The following is a 15,923-nucleotide window of genomic DNA, read 5'->3' as shown; positions in this document are numbered from 1 at the left end:
CCGCGCCGCGGCCTACGCAGCCTTGACCAGCTCGATCGCACGCTCGGGGTAGTTGGTCGTCACCAGCCACGCGGCATCGGGCGCCAGCCAGTACGCGAGCGCCTCCGGCTCGTCCACGGTCCACACCAACAGCGGCAACCCCCGGCGTCGTGCAAAACGCGCCACCGTGTACCGGGCGATCCTCTGGTGGCAGACGACGAGGTTCGCGCGCGAGCCGCGGATGCGCGCACCGGGGAAGAACTCCGACAGCCGGGTCCGCACAGCCTCCACCAGGGACATGTCCGCCGTGTCCCGCCCGAGGGAGAGCCCGACGAGTAGGTCGAGTCCGGCGCCGTCAGCCCAGTCACGCACCGCCCGCACCGACTGGTCCTCGAGGGTCGTGATGATGAACTGGCCGGCGCCGAGAATCTCCAGCGCCTGCTTCGTTGCGGCCACTTCATACGTGCTCTCGGGGTTCGCGTACGCGGACTCCGGCGAGACGAACTTGAGGTCGATGTGCGCGTGCTTCACACCCTTGAGCGCGGCGAGCACGTCGTCGTACCGCATGAAGTGGTCCGCCATGCCGGAGAACTGCTCGAACGTCAGGTCCGCCATCGGGACGCGACGACCGTCGAGCTCCACGAAGTCGTCGTGGAAGAGCACGAACGTGCCGTCGCCCAGCCGCTGGACGTCGAACTCGACGTAGTCCACGTCGAGCGTGAGCGCCCTGTCGAGCGCGGCCCTGGTGTTCTCCAGGTCCAGGTCGCTCCCGGCCCCGCACCGATGCGCGCTGATCATCGCCATGTCGTACTGTCCCCGTTCTTTGTGCGGAAGTACTGCCTGAGTGTCATCGCGGCGATGGTCACCGCGGAGGCGACCGCCAGCGCCCACACCAGACCGTAAACCGTGAGGTCGTAGATCGACCGGTCCGCAGGGATCGTGGCCTCGCTGGAGACGCCGAAGTACGACAGGAGCAGTGCGACCGGGATCGCGATCCCGGACGCCATACCGACCCCGAGCTGCCAGCGGCGCTCACGCGTGTCGGCGAGCTTGGCCGCACGCAGCTGGATGTCGGCGAGGCTGGAGCCGATCACGTCGCTGAGCGCGTCCATGAGTCCCACCGTCGAGTCGGTGAGCTCGCTGAGCCGGAGCGCCTCGGCGAAGCTCGTGCGGAAGCTGTCGATCACCAGCTCGGGCATGAACAGCCCGTCGGCGTAGCCCTGCACGTCGAGCGCCATGATGGTGCGCTGCCTACGAACCTCCCTGGCGACCTCGCTCAGTCGTTCCGCGTCGTCCCAGATACCGGCGGCCTCGTCCCGAGTGCGTGATCCCTGGAGAAGGTTCTCGATCTTCGCTCGTGCATGCCGCGCCCGCCCGACGGCGAACAACAGCTCGCACGCCGTGAGCCGCACGGTCAGCGCAGTCGCCTCGCTCTGCCCGCCGAGGACGACGACGCCCCGCCCGTGGGCAGCGAACGCACCCGCCAACGAGTTGAGCGCCGCCGGCACGTGAGTCGGGACGCCGCCGTCGGGCAGCCGCTCAGCGGTGCGGTAGATCATTGCGATGGCGTCGTTGCTGGGCTCGTCCTTGTCGGTGGCAAGCCCCGCGGCGTCGTCGAGCTCGACGAACTGCAGGACGTCCTGGTCCAGCCGGGGTGCCCGGTCGAGGCCGGCCTTGCCGACGAGCCAGTCGACCAGCGCAACGCCGTCGAACGACAGGGAGGTCCGCTCGTGGCAGAAGATCGCCAGATGGTTCGCGACCTCGTGCGGGGATGGGTCGTTGAGCCCGTACGACAGGTGCAGCTGTGCGAGGGACGCCCCGTCCGACCACAAGCGTGCGGTGATGTCGAGCGGCGCGAGAGTGGACTGTTCAGTGGTGACCCGGACGTCGGTGTGCCGGCCAAGGTTCGTGACACGCAGCATGTCGCCGGGGCGGTTCACCAGGTGGGGAGTGAATCGCCCGAAGTCATAGGCCTCGGTCAGCGGAACGCCATCGGATACGGTCGGGAAAGCGCGGAACGTGAAGATGTGCACGATGCGGGCCATAGGCGGCATCGTGCCACGTGAGAGGCCTGGACAGTCGCTTCTCAGCGCTCCCCGTCCGTCAACCACGAGGCGATCACAGCCAGATCAGCAGCCGTGACCCCCACATCCGAATCCACCTTGTGCAGTGACGATCACGTGCTCATCTCGAACCGCGTGGGTACCCGATCCGGCGACTGAGCGCATCGGCTACGGTCTCCTGCTCCAGATGCTCAGAAAGCTCGCGGCAGACTTCGCGCTCGGAGCACGAACGGTCGACCCGGCCCTTGCTGCCATCGAGCCGTTCGATCAGTGGCTCACCTGGGCAGACACCGGAGCGGACCGAAAGCACTGACAGGCCCCGGCCAACGGCCAGCAATGCCAAGGGGAAGGTAGACGCCTCGATGTGGAGCCTGTGGTTCCCTGCTCGATGTGCTACGTCCGAATGACCTACACCTTTGCGTGTGACCGATCCGAGTACGGCGCGTTCCTGACCCGCATGCGGCAGGTCATCGATCCCGGGACGCGGCTGCCCGCTTGGCCTTTCCGGTCGGAACTGGGGCAGGTTGACGTCTGCGAGTACAACGAGTTCTCCGACGACGGCTTCGCCAAGGCACTCGAGGTGCTGGCCCGGGTGCACGGTGACGAGAGCATCTCGCTGGTCGTCGTGGATCCCGACCCGGAGGAGTACCACATCCGGGACCTCGGACATTTTCCCTGTTCCTCCGTTCCGACCGGCCACATCGGGAGCTCGTACTGGGAGGCGGTGTCCTACGAGCCGCAGGGCGACCCGGGTGGGGCGGTGCTGTACGCCGACACCTTCGCCATCTTCGGCGAATCGGGGAGCTGGGCCGTATGGGGGCAGCGGGATTGGGAAGTCGTGGTCGTCCGGGCGGAGGGCACGACGCGTTCGTGGCGCGAGCAGACGGACATCTTCGTCTCGCCCGAGGTCGCCGTCCAGAGGTTCATCCAGCCCGAGCTGGGCGGTTCGAGGTGGTCCCGTGAGGAGATCGACGGGTTCGTCTCGCGGATGAGTTAGCGCGAGCCCGCGACACCGCCACCAGGACAGGTCAAGTTCACCCAGCAATCAACAGAAAGCCGGGTCCGGTTCACACCTGATCGCCAGAGTGCGACCTGCCGGCCACACAGGTCGGCGTCGCTACTTCGAGGAGGCCCCCGTGAATCCGGTGTCTGGATCACGCACCCGCTCCCCGCGTTCGGCGCGGTTGGGCGTCGGCGCACTGATCGTCACCCTCTCCGGCGCACTGCTGGCGCCGGTGGCCAGCAGTGCCGCACCCGCGAACAGCACGGCCCCGGAGGCGTCGTCGGCCACGGAGAGCTGGAACGAGACCGCCTACCGCGGCAGCGTCGACGTCGTCGAAGGCTCCGCCGCGGACCGGAAGACCGTCACGGGCACCGTCTTCGTGGACCGGAACCGGAGCTCGGCGCAGGACCGGAACGAGCGCGGCCTCGCCGGCGTCTCGGTGTCCAACGGACGTGCGGTGACCACCACCGACAGCAAGGGCCGCTACGAGCTGCCGGTCGAGGACAACATGACAGTCTTCGTCACCCAGCCCCGCGGTTACCAGGTCCCGGTCGACGAGGACAACGTCGCCCAGTTCCACTACCACCACCTGCCCGAAGGCTCCCCCGAGCTGCGCTACGGCGGCCTGGAGCCCACCGGACCGGTGCCGGACGAGCTGAACTTCCCGCTCACCGCCAGCACCGAGACGCGCTCACCCGAGCAGCACTGCGCGATCGGCGCCGACGTGCAGACCTACAACCCGAAGGAAGCCGAGTACGCGAGGGCAGGCGTCTTCGCCGACCTGGCCGAGCGGGACGACTACGCCGGCTGCGGCGTCCTCTTCATCGGCGACGTGGTCGGCGACGACCTGTCGATGTTCGACGAGACACGCGACCTGACCGCGACGCTCAACGGTCCGGCCCGGTTCCTGCCCGGCAACCACGACCTCGACTTCGACTCCCCGGCCCGGGAGCACAACTTCGACACGTTCCGCGCCCAGCTCGGCCCGGAGTACTTCTCCTACGACGCCGGCAAGGCGCACGTCGTGGCCCTGAGCACGATCGAGTACCCGGGCACCACCAGCAAGTACACCTACGGCCTCGGCGAGCGGCAGCTGGAGTGGCTGCGCAACGACATCGCGGCCGTGCCGGAGGACCGCGCGATCGTGCTGGCCGGACACAGCCCGCTGCTGGAGTTCTGGTACAGCGACTCGCACCGCACCAAGCAGCTGCGGGAGATCTACGACATCCTCGAGGGTCGCGAGGTCATCTCGCTCGGCGGGCACACGCACATGTCGGAGAACCTGCGCGAGGGCGACCTGATGGCGGGGTGGAAGGATCTGCTGGGCGAGGACGGGCTCCCGTTCACACACCTCACCGTCGGGGCGGTCTCGGGTCACTGGTACGCGGGTCGGCAGCTCGACGCCGGCTACCCCACCGCCGTCCAGCGCGACGGGACGCCGCCGGGCGTGCTGACCCTGGACATCAAGAACACGAAGATCACCGAGCGTTACACCGTGCGCGGCGATGACGGCTCTCATCAGCTGGCGCTCGGGCTCAACACTCCCCGGTACCGCGACTGGTTCACCGCGAACAGGAGCAAGGCCGGGTCCGCGCCCGAGCTGGCCGAGCCGCTCTCCGTGTCTCGGGACGGGCTCGCCGAGACCTGGCTGACCACGAACTTCTGGATGGGTTCCACCGGGTCGACCGTGCAGGTTCGGGTCGACGGCGGCAGCCGCGTCGAGGCGGAGCGCACCCAGCAGCTGCGGGGCGAGGGCGTGCGCATCGGCGCCGAGTGGTCGGACCCGACGGCCAACCTGGAGACGCTCCCCCACGGCGGCGGCCTCGTGGAGCGGACCATGCACCTGTGGCGCCTGGAACTGCCCTCCGACCTGGCTGTCGGTGAGCACACCGCCGAGGTGACCGCCACGGACGTGCACGGGCGGGAGTTCACCGAGTCGCTGACCTTCGAGGTCACCGAGTGACTGTCGCTCCCGGGTCCTAGCCCGTTGCAGTGCCGACGTCCCCTGGCCATCCCGGCCAGGGGACGTCGGCGGCATGGGCCACTTGGTCATCGTCTTCATCGCCGACGGCGGATGAGGGCCAGCGAGATGCTGCTGCACGCGCGAGTTCAGGAGGCGTCCGACGACGGCGGGAACCGCCCGTCGTTCCGCGTGATCTTCGCGTGCCCCGCCTGGATCAGGTCGACGCCGCAGATGTCGGCGAGCTGGACCAGGTACAGGAAGACGTCAGCGAACTCTTCCTCGATGCCGTTCCGGGACTCGGGGTCGGCCAGCTTCTCGTGGACCTGGCCATCGGTCAGCCACTGCATCTCGGCGAGGAGTTCACCCACCTCACCGCCGAGCGCCATCGCGAGATTCTTGGGTGTGTGGAACTGCCCCCAGCTTCGCACGGACGCGAAGTCGCGAAGTCTGTCGCGTACGGACTCGATCGTGGCGTCGTCGTTCATGTGGCTCATGATGCCCGGCCACGCGGTCGCCCTGCCTCGAGTCAACTATGCCGGCCGATGGTCCTGGCTGGCAGGACGCACTTTTTCATGGTCCGGGTGACGCTTGATGGGTACGCTCATCAGCGTCGTTGTCGTTGCTGCTCAGGGATGGGGTTGATGAGGCCGTCTGATTGGTCGCCTGTCGGGTTGGACGCTGATCCCACTCCCGGTGATCCGGTGCTGGTGCTCTCTGGCGGGCAGGAGTATCAGGAGGTTGCCCGCTCGATCGACAACGCTGCCTCCGCGATGTCCCGCCTCGATGTTGAGGGGACGATCTCGCAGGCCGTGGACTCGTTGATGAGTGCCAAGGAAGACACCATCGGTGAGATCCGCAAGGCCCACTCCCGGTACGTCGCCGCCGGGGACGCGCTCGTCGGGTACGCGTCGTCGTTGGAACGCGTGCAGTCCGAGACGCTCGCAGCGTTGGACCGGGCGCGCGAGGCGCAGGATGCGGCGCAGGCGGCTGCGGGCTCGAAGGACCGATGGCAGGACCTGGCCGATGGCGCGAAGGACGAGGCCGAGAAGGCCGAGTACGAACAGAAAGCCCAGCAGGCGAGCGGTGACGCGGACCAGGCGGCCGGGGTGCTCTCCTCAGCGAAGTCGACCGTGGAGTCGGCCGTGTCGGATCGGGATCGGGCGGCGGGGCATGCGGTCGACCAGATCGAGGAGATCACCTCCAGTGATGATCTGAATGATGGGTGGTGGGACAACTGGGGTTCCAAGCTCGTCGCCGCGATCGCGGACATCGCCGACATGATCTCGGCGATCGCCGGGATCCTCGCGATCATCGTCGCGTTCATCCCTGTGGTCGGTACGGCGCTGGCTGGGGTGTTGATCGTCATCGCGGCAGTAGCGGCGATCGTCAGTGCGGTCGCGAACATCACCCTCGCCGCTACCGGGGAGCGGTCGTGGGCGGAGGCGGGGATCGCGATCGCCGGTGCGGCACTGTCGTTGATCGGTCTGGGTGGCGCCGCGAAGGCCGCTACCGGGCTGGCGAAGGGGATCGCGAAGTCGGGCGGGTTCCGGCAGGCGATGAGCAAGGGGTGGTGCAAGTTCGGGTTCGGGAAGTGCTTCGTCGCCGGCACCCTGATCCATACCCCGGACGGCCCGCGGCCGATCGAGGAGATCCGGGTCGGGGACAAGGTCTGGGCGCACGACGTCGTCACCGGGCGGGACGAGCTGCAGCTAGTCGTCGAGACGTTCGTCCGCACGACCGACGAGCTGTTCCACCTGACCATCAACGGCGAACAGGTATCGACCACAGCGGAGCACCCGTTCATGGTCCACGGCCGCGGCTGGCTGGACGCCGCGTTCCTCAAGGTCGGCGACCTGCTCGTCACCCCCGACGGCACCACCGTCCCGGTCGAGGCCATCGAGACCGAGACCCGCGCCGACACGGAGCCGGTCTACAACTTCCACGTCGAGACCCACCACAACTACTACGTCCAGGCCGGCGACACACCGATACTCGTCCACAACAGCAGTCACGGAGATGCTGGAGACGCAGCCGCCGGGATATCCAGCCGAATGGAAGACGCTGGCACCCTACCCGGAAAGTACGCAGAGGGTCAGGGCGGGCGTCGTGACTGGAGTTCGCAGATCTATCACGAGGAGATGGATAACCCGGCACTACTGGACTCTATAAATAACGCCACTCCGGGCGATGGTATCTTCGTTTCGCCCGAAGGCACGATTCTTGGTGGGCATCACCGCATGGACGAACTCCTGACAAGGGTTGATGACGGCAGAATTGCTCCAGAAACACCAATTCGTATCGATGTTCTTGAAGGCGGTCTGTGATGCCAGTCGTTCGTTCGACCGACTCTGACTTCCGTGTATGCCAGGTAGACCTCGAAACCTTGGTTCAAATCCAGACACGTGCCCAGAGCGAAGGATGGTCAACGCGATGGTCATCCGTGGAAGCGCTCCGCAGCCAGGTCAAAGATGCGACGATTCTTCTTTACCCGATTCTGCGTGAGGAGCGGTCCGGGGTGCTACGCGCCTACCGTTGTCTCGCATTATTCGCGACAGCGGGCGCGATCTCCCGGGGTGGGACCACCACCATTGACGTTCATCCAGAGGTATTCAATTCGTTGGATCGCATAGACCGAGACGCGGCCGCTCGAAAGGCGCTGGTCGGAGTATTTTCTCTCGCATCAAGCGGGATCTCATCGATCAACAAGGACTAGCATCGGCCCACTGAGCGCGCAACCCGTCACTGAGGTATGGCGAGGGGTAACGCCCTGGCCCGATGTCCGATCGGTGCGTACGGTCGTTTCCAATGAACATCCCGATGCGTCACGTCCGCGACGTCAATACCAGTTCCATCCATCAGGCCAACTCGCCCGAGGCGGCCGTCAGCGGCCGTGGCACCAAGCTCGTCCGCGAGCGTCTGTACGCCTGCCTGATTGACCGTCCCGCTCGGGGGATGCTGTGACGAACACGCCCCGACCGATTCTGTTCCTCGATGTGGACGGGACCATCCTGCCGTTCGGTGGTTCCGGCATGCCGTCAGTTCCTGGCGCTCCGGACTCGTGGACAGCATCGACGAATCCCCACCTGGCGAGGGTCGACCGCGGGCTCGGTCCACTGCTGGCCGAGCTGGATTGCGACCTGATGTGGGCGACAGCGTGGATGGACGAGGCGAACGAGGTCATCGCGCCGCTGCTGGGGCTACCGCGCTTGCCCGTGGCCGACCTGCTTGACGACGGCGACGGCCAGGACGACACCTTGGAGTGGAAGACGAAGTCCTTGGTGCGGATCGCTCGCGGGCGTCCGTTCATCTGGGTCGACGACGCCATCGGGCACGCTGACCGGTGGTGGGTCGAGCTGGCACACCCTGGCGCTGCGCTGCTGTACCAGGTCGATCCGACCGTTGGGTTGACTGCCGCGGACATTGCTGCGATCGCGGCATGGCTGCAGGGCGTGGAACGGTGATCCATGCCCTGGGCGACCCCACTCCAACAGCCCTGGTCCGGTCTCTGCCGCCTCGTCGACGTCGTGTGGTTGAGGGCGCGAACTCATTCTGCGCGAAGACTCACGGAGAGCGAGGCTTCAGTCGGGCCGAGCAAATTTCCGTGGGCCTGGTGATCGACCAGGTCGAGTCCGCGATATCCGGTGCGGACCAGCTCGTGAGTGCCTCACCCGACGCGGTCCTCCCACACCAGAGCCGCTCGACACACCAGTCAGCCCAGGCCCGACGGCGCGCACCTCGCCGGTCAGTCCTTCCCAGTGACCCGGAACCGCACGAAGTCGACGACGTCGTCGTCGGCGACCTCCGGGTAGTAGTAGGTCCGCAGCGCCGTGCGCAGCTCGTCGGCCGTGCAGTCCTCCAGGGCCGCCTGGGCGTCGGTGATGTCGGCGAACCGGACGTGCTCGACCGACTCGACGACGCCGGGCAGGGACCGGTACCGGTCGTCGAACTCGAACAGGAGCGTGGCCGGCCCCGGCGTGGCGGGGTCGTTGAAACGGGTGGTGGCGGTCTTGACGCCGTCGACCACGTTCTCCCAGTGCTCCGGGGAGAACCGCAGCAGGCGCGGCGGGTCGGCGTCCGGGTGCTGCGACGGGTACGGGAGCAGCTCGCGGGCCGGGACGGAGGACGCGTCATCGCCGTCGGGCACGATGACGCGGCAGTCCGGCTGCTGATCGAGCATGACCTGGCGGCATCGTCCGCACGGGGGCATCACGCCGCGGCCCCTGTCCCCCACCGCGACGATCCGCGAGATCGGCCCGGCGCCGGCGGCCGCCGCCACCCCGAGCGTGACGAGCTCGGCGCACGGGCCACCCGTGAAGTGGCCGACGTTCACGCCGGTGTAGATGTCGCCATGGATGTCCATCACCGCGGACGCGACGGTGTGCAGGTACTTGCCGTCGGCCGGAAGACGTGAGGCGGTGTCGAGCGCCGCGTCGAGGAGGCGCTGCTCGGGAACGTTCAACATGCAAGGACCCTGACACGGCCCGTCGCCACAGATCGAGGTCATTTCGCCGGTCCGCACCGACCACGGTGGCCGCGACCATGGCCCGGGGGTGCTCAGGGAGGTCGCCGACGCCGGGTTCCGTACGACCAGCCTCGCCGTTCGACGCGGTCCGCTCGGTGGCGGTGAGCCGGTCGCCACTCGACTTGACCAGCTGTGTCATGAGCACGCCGTCACGCTAGGTGCAAACTCACTTGCATTGAGCGCAAGTGGCGCACGTCCATGTGCTGTTCAGCGAACTGCCGATTCGACGAAAGGTGACAGGAGCCAGATGCTCAACCCCCGCTCCCCCGGCGAGCCCTACCTGATCGAGCGCGACGCCGGCTACTTCGAGTACCAGCTCCCCGTCTCGCTCAAGGCGGTCGTCGGCTGGAAGGGCCGGCTCCCGCTCCTGCGCAACGAGCGCGACGAGTGGGAGCTCCCCGGCGGCAAGCTCGAGCCGGGCGAGGAGCCCGCCGCGTGCCTCGCCCGGGAGATCCGGGAGGAGCTCGCCTGGGACGCCGCCGTCGGCGAACCCTTCCACACCTGGGTCTACCGGGTGTTCCCGGACCGCCACGTCTTCGTCGTGACGTTCCTCGCGACGTACGACGGCGACGCGCCGCCCGTCTACAGCGACGAGCACAAGGAGCTGGCGCTCGTCAAGCCCGGCGAGGCCGCCGCGCTGGACATGCCTGAGGGCTACCGGACGGCGATCCGGCTGGCCGTGGAACGCGGGCACTTTCAGCAGGGTTGAAGGCCTTGGCACCGCCGATCAGTCGTCGAACTCACTGCAGTCGCGCAACCCGGCGACAAACTCCGCGAACGACGCTGCAATCTGCTGCGGCACCCGGTCTTCGTCGATGTAGGCCACCGACGGTTCTCCCTGTGGTCCCGCAGCCCTGTAGTCGAGCATGACGGTGTCGTGCCCCCCTGACGGCATCATGCAGATCATGATGCCAATGTCGGGATATCCCCATTCGCCGATCATGTCACCGCTCGCGAACAAGGAGTCATCGCCGTAGAAACCGCGCTTGCCGCCGATCCCCAGGATTGCCTTGATCTGAATGTGATCGCTGGCCCATGACGTAGGCGACGCCATGGGAAAGCAGGAACGGGCGGGGGTACCGCCATTGCAGTCGTTCAGGAGTTCGACCATGGACCGCGGCAGGGTATAGCCGAGCGACTCCTCAGCCGCTGAGACCATTTCTGGGGTGAGGTCGGGACCCGTGTAGCGGCTCGAGGGATTGAGGAATCCGGCCATGTTCATCGTGCATCACTTCTTTCCGACTGAGAAGCCACCAGTGTGGCCGGTGGCTGCGTGGATGTCCTCATCGATCAGCTGCATGAGACCAGGATCCTGATGATGGTGCCACGTGTAGTTTTCGGGGGTCTCGGTGAGACCAGCTTTCTCGTTCGCAGCCTTAAAGTCCTTGGTACGACTTCCCGTGAGCTCGATACGGACGTCGTCCACGTCAGGGTGCCGCCACGCTGAGAAATCTGGGTACCCGTCCTTGTCGAACGGTACGTCTGTCTTGGGGTGCTGACCGCCTGCAAGCTTGAAGTTTCTCGGCTTCTTGGGAGCGTGGGCGTTGTGGACCAGGACGGGCGTGTCGCCGGCGTGGACGTAGTAGTTGAGGTTGTTCTCGACGTGGAAGTTGTAGACGTTCTCGATGTCCGCGAGGTCGCGTTCCTCGACGTCGACGGCCTCCAGGACGGTGGTGCCGTCGGGGGTGATCAGCACGTCACCGGGGCGCAGGTTGCCGGCCATCTGCCAGCCCCGACCGTCGACCATGAACGGGTGCTCCGCCGTCGTGGAGACCACGGACCCGTTGATCGTCAGGTGGTACAGCGCCAGGGTCTGGTGCACGAACGTCTCGGCGACCAGTTGCAGCTCGTCCAGCCCGGTTTCGAGGTTCCGGGTCCAGACCTTGTCCCCGACGACGATGTCCTCGATGGGCTTGGTGCCGTCCGCGGTCAGGACCGGGGTGCCGGCCACGAAACAAGCCCCGAACCCGAGCTTGCACCACCCCTTGCTCATCGCCTGCCGGAACCCACCCGACTTCGCGATGGTCTTCGACAACCCCATCGCAGCCTTCGCGGCGCCACCCAGCCCGATCAGGGACAGCGCGGCGCCGGCGATCGCGATCCCGGCCTCCGCCCACGACCGCTCACCGGTCGCGGCGAGGGTGATGTTCGCGACCGCACTGACGATCGCCGCGACTGCCGCGATGACGATCAACACTCCAGCCAGGGCGGTACCGACCACGGGGATGAACGCGACGATGATCGCCAAGATCCCCGCGATCGTGGAGATCATGTCGGCGATATCAGCGATCGCCGCGACGAGCTTGGCACCCCAGTTGTCCCACCACCCATCATTCAGATCATCACTGGAGGTGATCTCCTCGATCTGGTCGACCGCATGCTCCGCCGCCCGATCCCGATCCGATACCGCAGTCTCGACCGTGGACTTCGCTGAGCTGAGCACCCCGGCCGCCTGATCCGCGTCACCGCTCGCCTGCTGGGCCTTCTGCTCGTACTCGGCCTTCTCCGTCTCGTCCTTCGCACCATCGGCCAGGTCCTGCCACCGGTCCTTCGACCCCGCAGCCGCCTGCGCCGCATCCTGCGCCTCCCGCGCCCGGTCCAACGCCGCCAACGTCTCCGACTGCACCCGCTCCAACGACGACGCATACCCCACCAGCGCGTCACCCGCCGCGACGTACCGGGAGTGGGCCTTACGGATCTCACCGATGGTGTCTTCCTTGGCACTCATCAACGAGTCCACGGCCTGCGAGATAGTCCCCTCGACATCAAGGCGGCTCATCGCGGAGGCCGCGTTGTCGATCGAGCGGGCAACCTCCTGATACTCCTGCCCACCAGAGAGCACCAGCACCGGATCACCGGGAGTCGGATCCGCATCCAACCCCACCGGCGACCAATCAGACGGCCTCGTCATGTGTCCCCCTGCTCGCCTGCACGAAACGCCCGACATGGACGTCATTCCCGATGAGTCAGGCTAGACGAAAGCCCCATGTCAGGCAGCAAAAATGCTCCGGCACCGGAGCACGCCATCCGCCCCCGAACAGCCGAGCGCCAGCACCTCCGACGTCGGATACCTTGAGCCCCGTGCCCGACCTCATGATCGCCCCGCGCCACGCCGCCCACCTCGACCGGGTGGCAGAGGCGCTGTGGCTGGTCCATGAGCGTGACGGCTACCCGATGGCCTGGCCGGACGACCCGACCGCCTGGCTCACGCCCCCCGGCACGATCAACGGGTGGGTGGCTCTGTCCGACGGGGAGATCGTCGGCCACGTCATGCTCGTCGACGGCGGCAAGGTCGAGTTCGCCGCCGAGCTCGCGGAGGCCGCCGGCGTCCCCGTGACCGGGCTCGCCGGGGTGAGCCGCCTGTTCGTCACGCCCGCGGCGCGCGGCGCGCGAGTGGCCGCCGCCCTTCTGGAGCGGGCCGAGGACATGCCCGCGCGGCGCGGACGCCGGCTCGTGCTCGACGTCGTGGACGACGGCGGCCCCGCGATCCGCCTGTATGAACGGCTCGGCTGGACCCGTGTGGCCGCAGGCCCGGCAAGCTGGACGGATCCGGCCGGCACCCGCCCGCAGACGGCCGCCTACCTCTCCCCCCGCTGACCATTGAGTGCTGGGTATTTGTGCCTCGGACGCGGTCTGAGCCGCAAATACCCAGCACTCAACGGAGGGAGGGTTAGACGGTTCGGGCGCCCAGCCACGGGGACAGGGGGTCCCCGTGGCCCAGCCACTCCACGCCGGCCGACAGCTCCTCCGAGGTGCACAGCGCCGCGTGGAACGCCTCGCGCAGCTGCTGCCGGTCGTCGGCCACACCGACCACCACGATCCGGGTGTGCGGCGAGGTCCCCGCACACACCTCCGGCCACGGCCCCAGGTCCGCGAAGGCCAGCTGGCCGCCCGCGCCGTCCCACAGGCAGGCGAGGCCCGGCCGGTCAGCGACGTGGAACACGCCGCGGGCCCGTAGGCCGCCCGTGCTCAGCTCCTCGATGCGGTCCAGGAGCCGCTCCGGGTGGAACGGCAGCGGAGAGCGCAGCTCGAGCGTCCAGCTCCGGTCGTCGGGCGAGCCGCCCGAGCCCTTGACCACGCGGGCGCCCAGGGGGTGAGCCCTGCGCTCGGCGCGGGCCGGCGCGTGCGTGGCGGCGGCCAGATCCGCCGCCGACAGCGCGTGCAGGCCGTCGACGCGGCGCGTCCCGGTGCCGCGCAAGCGGTCGATCAGGCCCGACGTCGTCGCTGACAGCGGCTCGCTTCCGCAGGCGACCACCAGGTCCGCCTGCTCGATCTGCGCCGCGAGCGCCTCGCCGACCGAGCGTTCGTCGTCGGCGGTGAGCTCGAGGCCGCGTTCGACGAGGGTGTCGTCGCCGAAGAGGTCCTGCTGGAGCGTGTCGACGTCGGCGATGGTGAAGGAGGTGGCGACGCGGGTGTGGTCGAGCGCTCCCCCGGGTTCGGTCTCGGTCGCGAGGGCGCGGGCGGCGGGCAGGGGTTCGGCGCTGACGGGGAGGGCGAGCAGGACGTGGGTCCAGCGATCGTCGTGCGCGAGGCGGGCGATGGTCGGGACGGCGTCCTCGCGGACGGCGCAGGACAGGCAGGCGTGCTCGAGCGGTACGAGCACGTCGTCGATCACGCCGGTGGCGTCCAGGACGACGCGGCGGAGGTGGACGGGGTGGATGTCGTGCCGTACAGCGACGACTCCGGGGGCGTCCATGAGGAGGCCGAAGAGCGCGGAGTCGCGCAGCACGGGGTCGCCGCTGGCCAGGACGCTCACGGGGATGGTTCCGGGGTTCTTTCCGGTTCGGTGCATGCTGCCTCCTCGCCCCGGCCCAGCCGGGAATTATTGATAACCGTTCTCAGTTCTGGTTCACTGTAGCGCGTTATGAGAACGGTTCTCACTCACGGCGGTCAGCCCGTCGTCACAGGAGGTCATGTGTCAGCCAGATGTCAGGCGCTGGGCACCGTGCCAGGTTTCGGCCACTCGGTCTCGCACTCCCACGTGCGTACCAAGCGCCGGTTCAACCCGAACATCCAGAAGAAGCGCTACTGGGTTCCGTCGCTCGGCCGCAACGTCACGCTCCGCGTGAGTGCCAAGGGCATCAAGACCATCGATCGCCGGGGCATCGACGTGGTCGTGGCCCAGATCCTCGCCCGAGGGGAGAAGGTCTGATGGCCAAGAAGTCCAAGATCGCCGCCGATGCCCGACGCCGCGAGGTGGTCGCCCGTTACGCCGAGCGACGCGCCGAGCTGCGCGGCATCATCCGGAACCTGGAGCTGCACCCCACGGTGCGCGCCGCCGCCGTCAGCGAGCTGGCCAGGCAGCCGCGCGACGCCAGCCCCACGAGGCTGCGCAACCGCGACGTCGTGGACGGCCGGCCCCGCGCGTACTCGCGCAAGTTCGGCCTGTCCCGGATCCGGCTGCGCGACATGGCACACCGGGGCGAGCTGCCCGGGGTTACGAAGTCCAGCTGGTGACCGCTGGACCCCAGGTTCGACATCGAAGGAGCGGCACATGAAGGTTCGCGCGTCCCTGCGTTCCCTGAAGAGCAAGCCCGGCGCGAAGGTAGTGCGCCGGCGCGGCAAGACGTTCGTGATCAACAAGCTCAACCCGCGCTGGAAGGCGCGCCAGGGCTGAGCGAGAGGAGCAAGTCATGAAGAACATCCACCCCACCTACGGCCCCGTGGTGTTCCGGGACGCGAGCGCAGGATTCACGTTCCTGACCCGCTCCACGCTCGCAGCCGACACCGACTCCGGACCCGGGCGCCCGACGGCCACCATCGAGTGGACCGACGGCAACACCTACCCCGTGGTCGACGTCGAGATCAGCAGCGCGAGCCACCCGTTCTGGACCGGCTCGGCCCGCGTGGTCGACACCGCTGGGCGCGTCGAGAAGTTCCGGCAGCGCTACGCCAAGCACGGAAACAGCAACACCAACGACAGCAAGGACGGTAGCTGATGGCCTCGCGCGTAGACCTCCGACCGATCATCAAGCTGCGCTCGACGGCGGGCACCGGGTTCACCTACGTGACGCGGAAGAACCGGCGCAACGACCCCGACCGGCTCGTCCTGCGCAAGTTCGACCCCGTCGCCCGCAAGCACGTGGACTTCCGCGAGGAGCGCTGACCTCAGCGCTCCGGACGGAGCACCGACAGGAAGGAGGCCGTCATGGCGGTCCCCAAGAGAAAGATGTCCCGCTCGCGCACGCGGTCGCGCCGCTCGCAGTGGAAGGCTCAGGTGCCTGAGCTCGTCCCGGCGACCACCGCGGACGGGCGTCAGGTCAAGGTCCCGGCCCGGCTGGTTCCCGCCGTCCGGCGCGGCCTGGTCGTCCCGGACTGACTCCACCGGGACGTGTAGAGCGCCTGTCCGGGTCTCGACAAGCTCGACCAGCGCTGGTCGAGCTTGTCGAGAAT

Annotated in this window: 20 protein-coding genes; 13 read left to right on the top strand and 7 right to left on the bottom strand. The window is 67.8% G+C overall.

Going from position 1 to position 15,923, the window contains the following annotated elements; translation table 11 throughout:
- Positions 1–12: 12 nt before the first annotated feature.
- Together AB0F40_RS19465 and AB0F40_RS19460 are read right to left on the bottom strand one after the other, a co-directional pair.
- The gene (locus AB0F40_RS19465; protein WP_357471200.1) at positions 13–777 is read right to left on the bottom strand and encodes a glycerophosphodiester phosphodiesterase; all 765 of its coding nucleotides are present in this window, start codon (positions 775–777) and stop codon (positions 13–15) included.
- Entirely contained in the window at positions 774–2,024 is a 1,251-nt protein-coding gene (locus AB0F40_RS19460; protein ID WP_357471197.1) for a hypothetical protein, read from the bottom strand. Before AB0F40_RS19460 ends, AB0F40_RS19465 begins: the two co-directional genes overlap by 4 nt.
- A 421-nt stretch (positions 2,025–2,445) precedes the next feature.
- Between AB0F40_RS19460 and AB0F40_RS19455 the strand changes: the two genes are divergently transcribed.
- Both AB0F40_RS19455 and AB0F40_RS19450 read left to right on the top strand, forming a co-directional pair.
- Positions 2,446–3,039: a hypothetical protein gene (locus AB0F40_RS19455; protein ID WP_357471193.1), complete on the top strand. Its 594-nt coding sequence runs from the start codon at positions 2,446–2,448 to the stop codon at positions 3,037–3,039.
- A gap of 139 nt (positions 3,040–3,178) precedes the next feature.
- On the top strand, positions 3,179–5,008 hold the full coding sequence (locus AB0F40_RS19450) for a calcineurin-like phosphoesterase family protein (protein ID WP_357471190.1): 1,830 nt from the start codon (positions 3,179–3,181) through the stop codon (positions 5,006–5,008).
- A 146-nt stretch (positions 5,009–5,154) separates the two neighbouring features.
- On the opposite strand, the gene AB0F40_RS19445 is transcribed toward AB0F40_RS19450, so the two are convergent.
- A complete protein-coding gene (locus AB0F40_RS19445) occupies positions 5,155–5,493 on the bottom strand; it encodes a nucleotide pyrophosphohydrolase (protein WP_357471187.1) in 339 nt (112 codons plus the stop codon).
- A 186-nt stretch (positions 5,494–5,679) separates the two neighbouring features.
- Between AB0F40_RS19445 and AB0F40_RS19440 the strand changes: the two genes are divergently transcribed.
- The 3 genes from AB0F40_RS19440 to AB0F40_RS19430 all read left to right on the top strand — a co-directional run bounded on the left by AB0F40_RS19440 (position 5,680) and on the right by AB0F40_RS19430 (position 8,469).
- Positions 5,680–7,332: a polymorphic toxin-type HINT domain-containing protein gene (locus tag AB0F40_RS19440; RefSeq protein WP_357471183.1), complete on the top strand. Its 1,653-nt coding sequence runs from the start codon at positions 5,680–5,682 to the stop codon at positions 7,330–7,332.
- 481 nt (positions 7,333–7,813) lie between these two features.
- Positions 7,814–7,969: a hypothetical protein gene (locus AB0F40_RS19435; protein WP_357471180.1), complete on the top strand. Its 156-nt coding sequence runs from the start codon at positions 7,814–7,816 to the stop codon at positions 7,967–7,969.
- A complete protein-coding gene (locus tag AB0F40_RS19430) occupies positions 7,966–8,469 on the top strand; it encodes an HAD domain-containing protein (protein WP_357471177.1) in 504 nt (167 codons plus the stop codon). Before AB0F40_RS19435 ends, AB0F40_RS19430 begins: the two co-directional genes overlap by 4 nt.
- A gap of 281 nt (positions 8,470–8,750) precedes the next feature.
- Here the strand turns inward: AB0F40_RS19430 and AB0F40_RS19425 are convergent, their stop codons facing one another.
- Complete coding sequence (locus AB0F40_RS19425) at positions 8,751–9,470, bottom strand: ASCH domain-containing protein (protein WP_357471174.1); 720 nt, start codon at positions 9,468–9,470, stop codon at positions 8,751–8,753.
- Between the two features lie 307 nt (positions 9,471–9,777).
- On the opposite strand from AB0F40_RS19425, the gene AB0F40_RS19420 reads away from it, so the two are divergent.
- Positions 9,778–10,239, top strand: coding sequence for an NUDIX domain-containing protein (locus AB0F40_RS19420; protein WP_357471171.1), 462 nt, complete (start codon positions 9,778–9,780; stop codon positions 10,237–10,239).
- 18 nt (positions 10,240–10,257) lie between these two features.
- Here AB0F40_RS19420 and AB0F40_RS19415 read toward each other — a convergent pair whose 3' ends face one another.
- Both AB0F40_RS19415 and AB0F40_RS19410 read right to left on the bottom strand, forming a co-directional pair.
- Complete coding sequence (locus AB0F40_RS19415) at positions 10,258–10,752, bottom strand: SMI1/KNR4 family protein (protein WP_357471168.1); 495 nt, start codon at positions 10,750–10,752, stop codon at positions 10,258–10,260.
- Positions 10,753–10,758: 6 nt separating this feature from the next.
- The gene (locus AB0F40_RS19410; protein WP_357471165.1) at positions 10,759–12,441 is read right to left on the bottom strand and encodes a polymorphic toxin-type HINT domain-containing protein; all 1,683 of its coding nucleotides are present in this window, start codon (positions 12,439–12,441) and stop codon (positions 10,759–10,761) included.
- A gap of 170 nt (positions 12,442–12,611) precedes the next feature.
- Here AB0F40_RS19410 and AB0F40_RS19405 point away from each other — a divergent pair, with 170 nt between their 5' ends.
- The gene (locus AB0F40_RS19405; RefSeq protein WP_357471162.1) at positions 12,612–13,127 is read left to right on the top strand and encodes a GNAT family N-acetyltransferase; all 516 of its coding nucleotides are present in this window, start codon (positions 12,612–12,614) and stop codon (positions 13,125–13,127) included.
- A 73-nt stretch (positions 13,128–13,200) separates the two neighbouring features.
- Here AB0F40_RS19405 and AB0F40_RS19400 read toward each other — a convergent pair whose 3' ends face one another.
- Complete coding sequence (locus AB0F40_RS19400; RefSeq protein WP_357471159.1) at positions 13,201–14,322, bottom strand: GTP-binding protein; 1,122 nt, start codon at positions 14,320–14,322, stop codon at positions 13,201–13,203.
- Positions 14,323–14,445: 123 nt separating this feature from the next.
- Here AB0F40_RS19400 and rpmB point away from each other — a divergent pair, with 123 nt between their 5' ends.
- The 6 genes from rpmB to rpmF are packed head-to-tail and all read left to right on the top strand — an operon-like array spanning position 14,446 to position 15,849.
- Positions 14,446–14,682 carry a 50S ribosomal protein L28 gene (rpmB, locus tag AB0F40_RS19395; protein ID WP_357471156.1) on the top strand — a complete coding sequence of 79 codons (237 nt, stop codon included), beginning with the start codon at positions 14,446–14,448 and terminating at the stop codon, positions 14,680–14,682.
- Positions 14,682–14,987, top strand: coding sequence for a 30S ribosomal protein S14 (rpsN, locus tag AB0F40_RS19390; RefSeq protein WP_357471153.1), 306 nt, complete (start codon positions 14,682–14,684; stop codon positions 14,985–14,987). Before rpmB ends, rpsN begins: the two co-directional genes overlap by 1 nt.
- A gap of 37 nt (positions 14,988–15,024) precedes the next feature.
- Positions 15,025–15,147: a type B 50S ribosomal protein L36 gene (gene ykgO / locus AB0F40_RS19385; protein WP_253871467.1), complete on the top strand. Its 123-nt coding sequence runs from the start codon at positions 15,025–15,027 to the stop codon at positions 15,145–15,147.
- 16 nt (positions 15,148–15,163) lie between these two features.
- A complete protein-coding gene (locus AB0F40_RS19380; RefSeq protein ID WP_357471150.1) occupies positions 15,164–15,469 on the top strand; it encodes a type B 50S ribosomal protein L31 in 306 nt (101 codons plus the stop codon).
- Positions 15,469–15,636: a 50S ribosomal protein L33 gene (rpmG, locus tag AB0F40_RS19375; protein ID WP_253871463.1), complete on the top strand. Its 168-nt coding sequence runs from the start codon at positions 15,469–15,471 to the stop codon at positions 15,634–15,636. Before AB0F40_RS19380 ends, rpmG begins: the two co-directional genes overlap by 1 nt.
- Positions 15,637–15,678: 42 nt before the next feature.
- Positions 15,679–15,849 carry a 50S ribosomal protein L32 gene (gene rpmF / locus AB0F40_RS19370; protein ID WP_357471147.1) on the top strand — a complete coding sequence of 57 codons (171 nt, stop codon included), beginning with the start codon at positions 15,679–15,681 and terminating at the stop codon, positions 15,847–15,849.
- Positions 15,850–15,923: the final 74 nt, after the last annotated feature.

This window comes from Promicromonospora sp. NPDC023987 (assembly GCF_040639055.1).
GTDB lineage: Bacteria > Actinomycetota > Actinomycetes > Actinomycetales > Cellulomonadaceae > Promicromonospora.
This window is presented reverse-complemented; position numbering and strand designations above follow the sequence as displayed.

Bases quoted from the DNA above. Each gene is read 5' to 3' on its own strand.
- rpmG (WP_253871463.1), top strand. From the start codon at position 15,469: ATGGCCTCGCGCGTAGACCTCCGACCGATCATCAAGCTGCGCTCGACG.
- AB0F40_RS19415 (WP_357471168.1), bottom strand. From the start codon at position 10,752: ATGAACATGGCCGGATTCCTCAATCCCTCGAGCCGCTACACGGGTCCC.
- AB0F40_RS19420 (WP_357471171.1), top strand. From the start codon at position 9,778: ATGCTCAACCCCCGCTCCCCCGGCGAGCCCTACCTGATCGAGCGCGAC.
- AB0F40_RS19400 (WP_357471159.1), bottom strand. From the start codon at position 14,322: ATGCACCGAACCGGAAAGAACCCCGGAACCATCCCCGTGAGCGTCCTG.
- AB0F40_RS19455 (WP_357471193.1), top strand. From the start codon at position 2,446: ATGACCTACACCTTTGCGTGTGACCGATCCGAGTACGGCGCGTTCCTG.
- AB0F40_RS19445 (WP_357471187.1), bottom strand. From the start codon at position 5,493: ATGAACGACGACGCCACGATCGAGTCCGTACGCGACAGACTTCGCGAC.
- AB0F40_RS19380 (WP_357471150.1), top strand. From the start codon at position 15,164: ATGAAGAACATCCACCCCACCTACGGCCCCGTGGTGTTCCGGGACGCG.
- AB0F40_RS19460 (WP_357471197.1), bottom strand. From the start codon at position 2,024: ATGGCCCGCATCGTGCACATCTTCACGTTCCGCGCTTTCCCGACCGTA.
- AB0F40_RS19435 (WP_357471180.1), top strand. From the start codon at position 7,814: ATGAACATCCCGATGCGTCACGTCCGCGACGTCAATACCAGTTCCATC.
- AB0F40_RS19425 (WP_357471174.1), bottom strand. From the start codon at position 9,470: ATGTTGAACGTTCCCGAGCAGCGCCTCCTCGACGCGGCGCTCGACACC.
- ykgO (WP_253871467.1), top strand. From the start codon at position 15,025: ATGAAGGTTCGCGCGTCCCTGCGTTCCCTGAAGAGCAAGCCCGGCGCG.
- rpsN (WP_357471153.1), top strand. From the start codon at position 14,682: ATGGCCAAGAAGTCCAAGATCGCCGCCGATGCCCGACGCCGCGAGGTG.
- AB0F40_RS19465 (WP_357471200.1), bottom strand. From the start codon at position 777: ATGATCAGCGCGCATCGGTGCGGGGCCGGGAGCGACCTGGACCTGGAG.
- AB0F40_RS19410 (WP_357471165.1), bottom strand. From the start codon at position 12,441: ATGACGAGGCCGTCTGATTGGTCGCCGGTGGGGTTGGATGCGGATCCG.
- rpmF (WP_357471147.1), top strand. From the start codon at position 15,679: ATGGCGGTCCCCAAGAGAAAGATGTCCCGCTCGCGCACGCGGTCGCGC.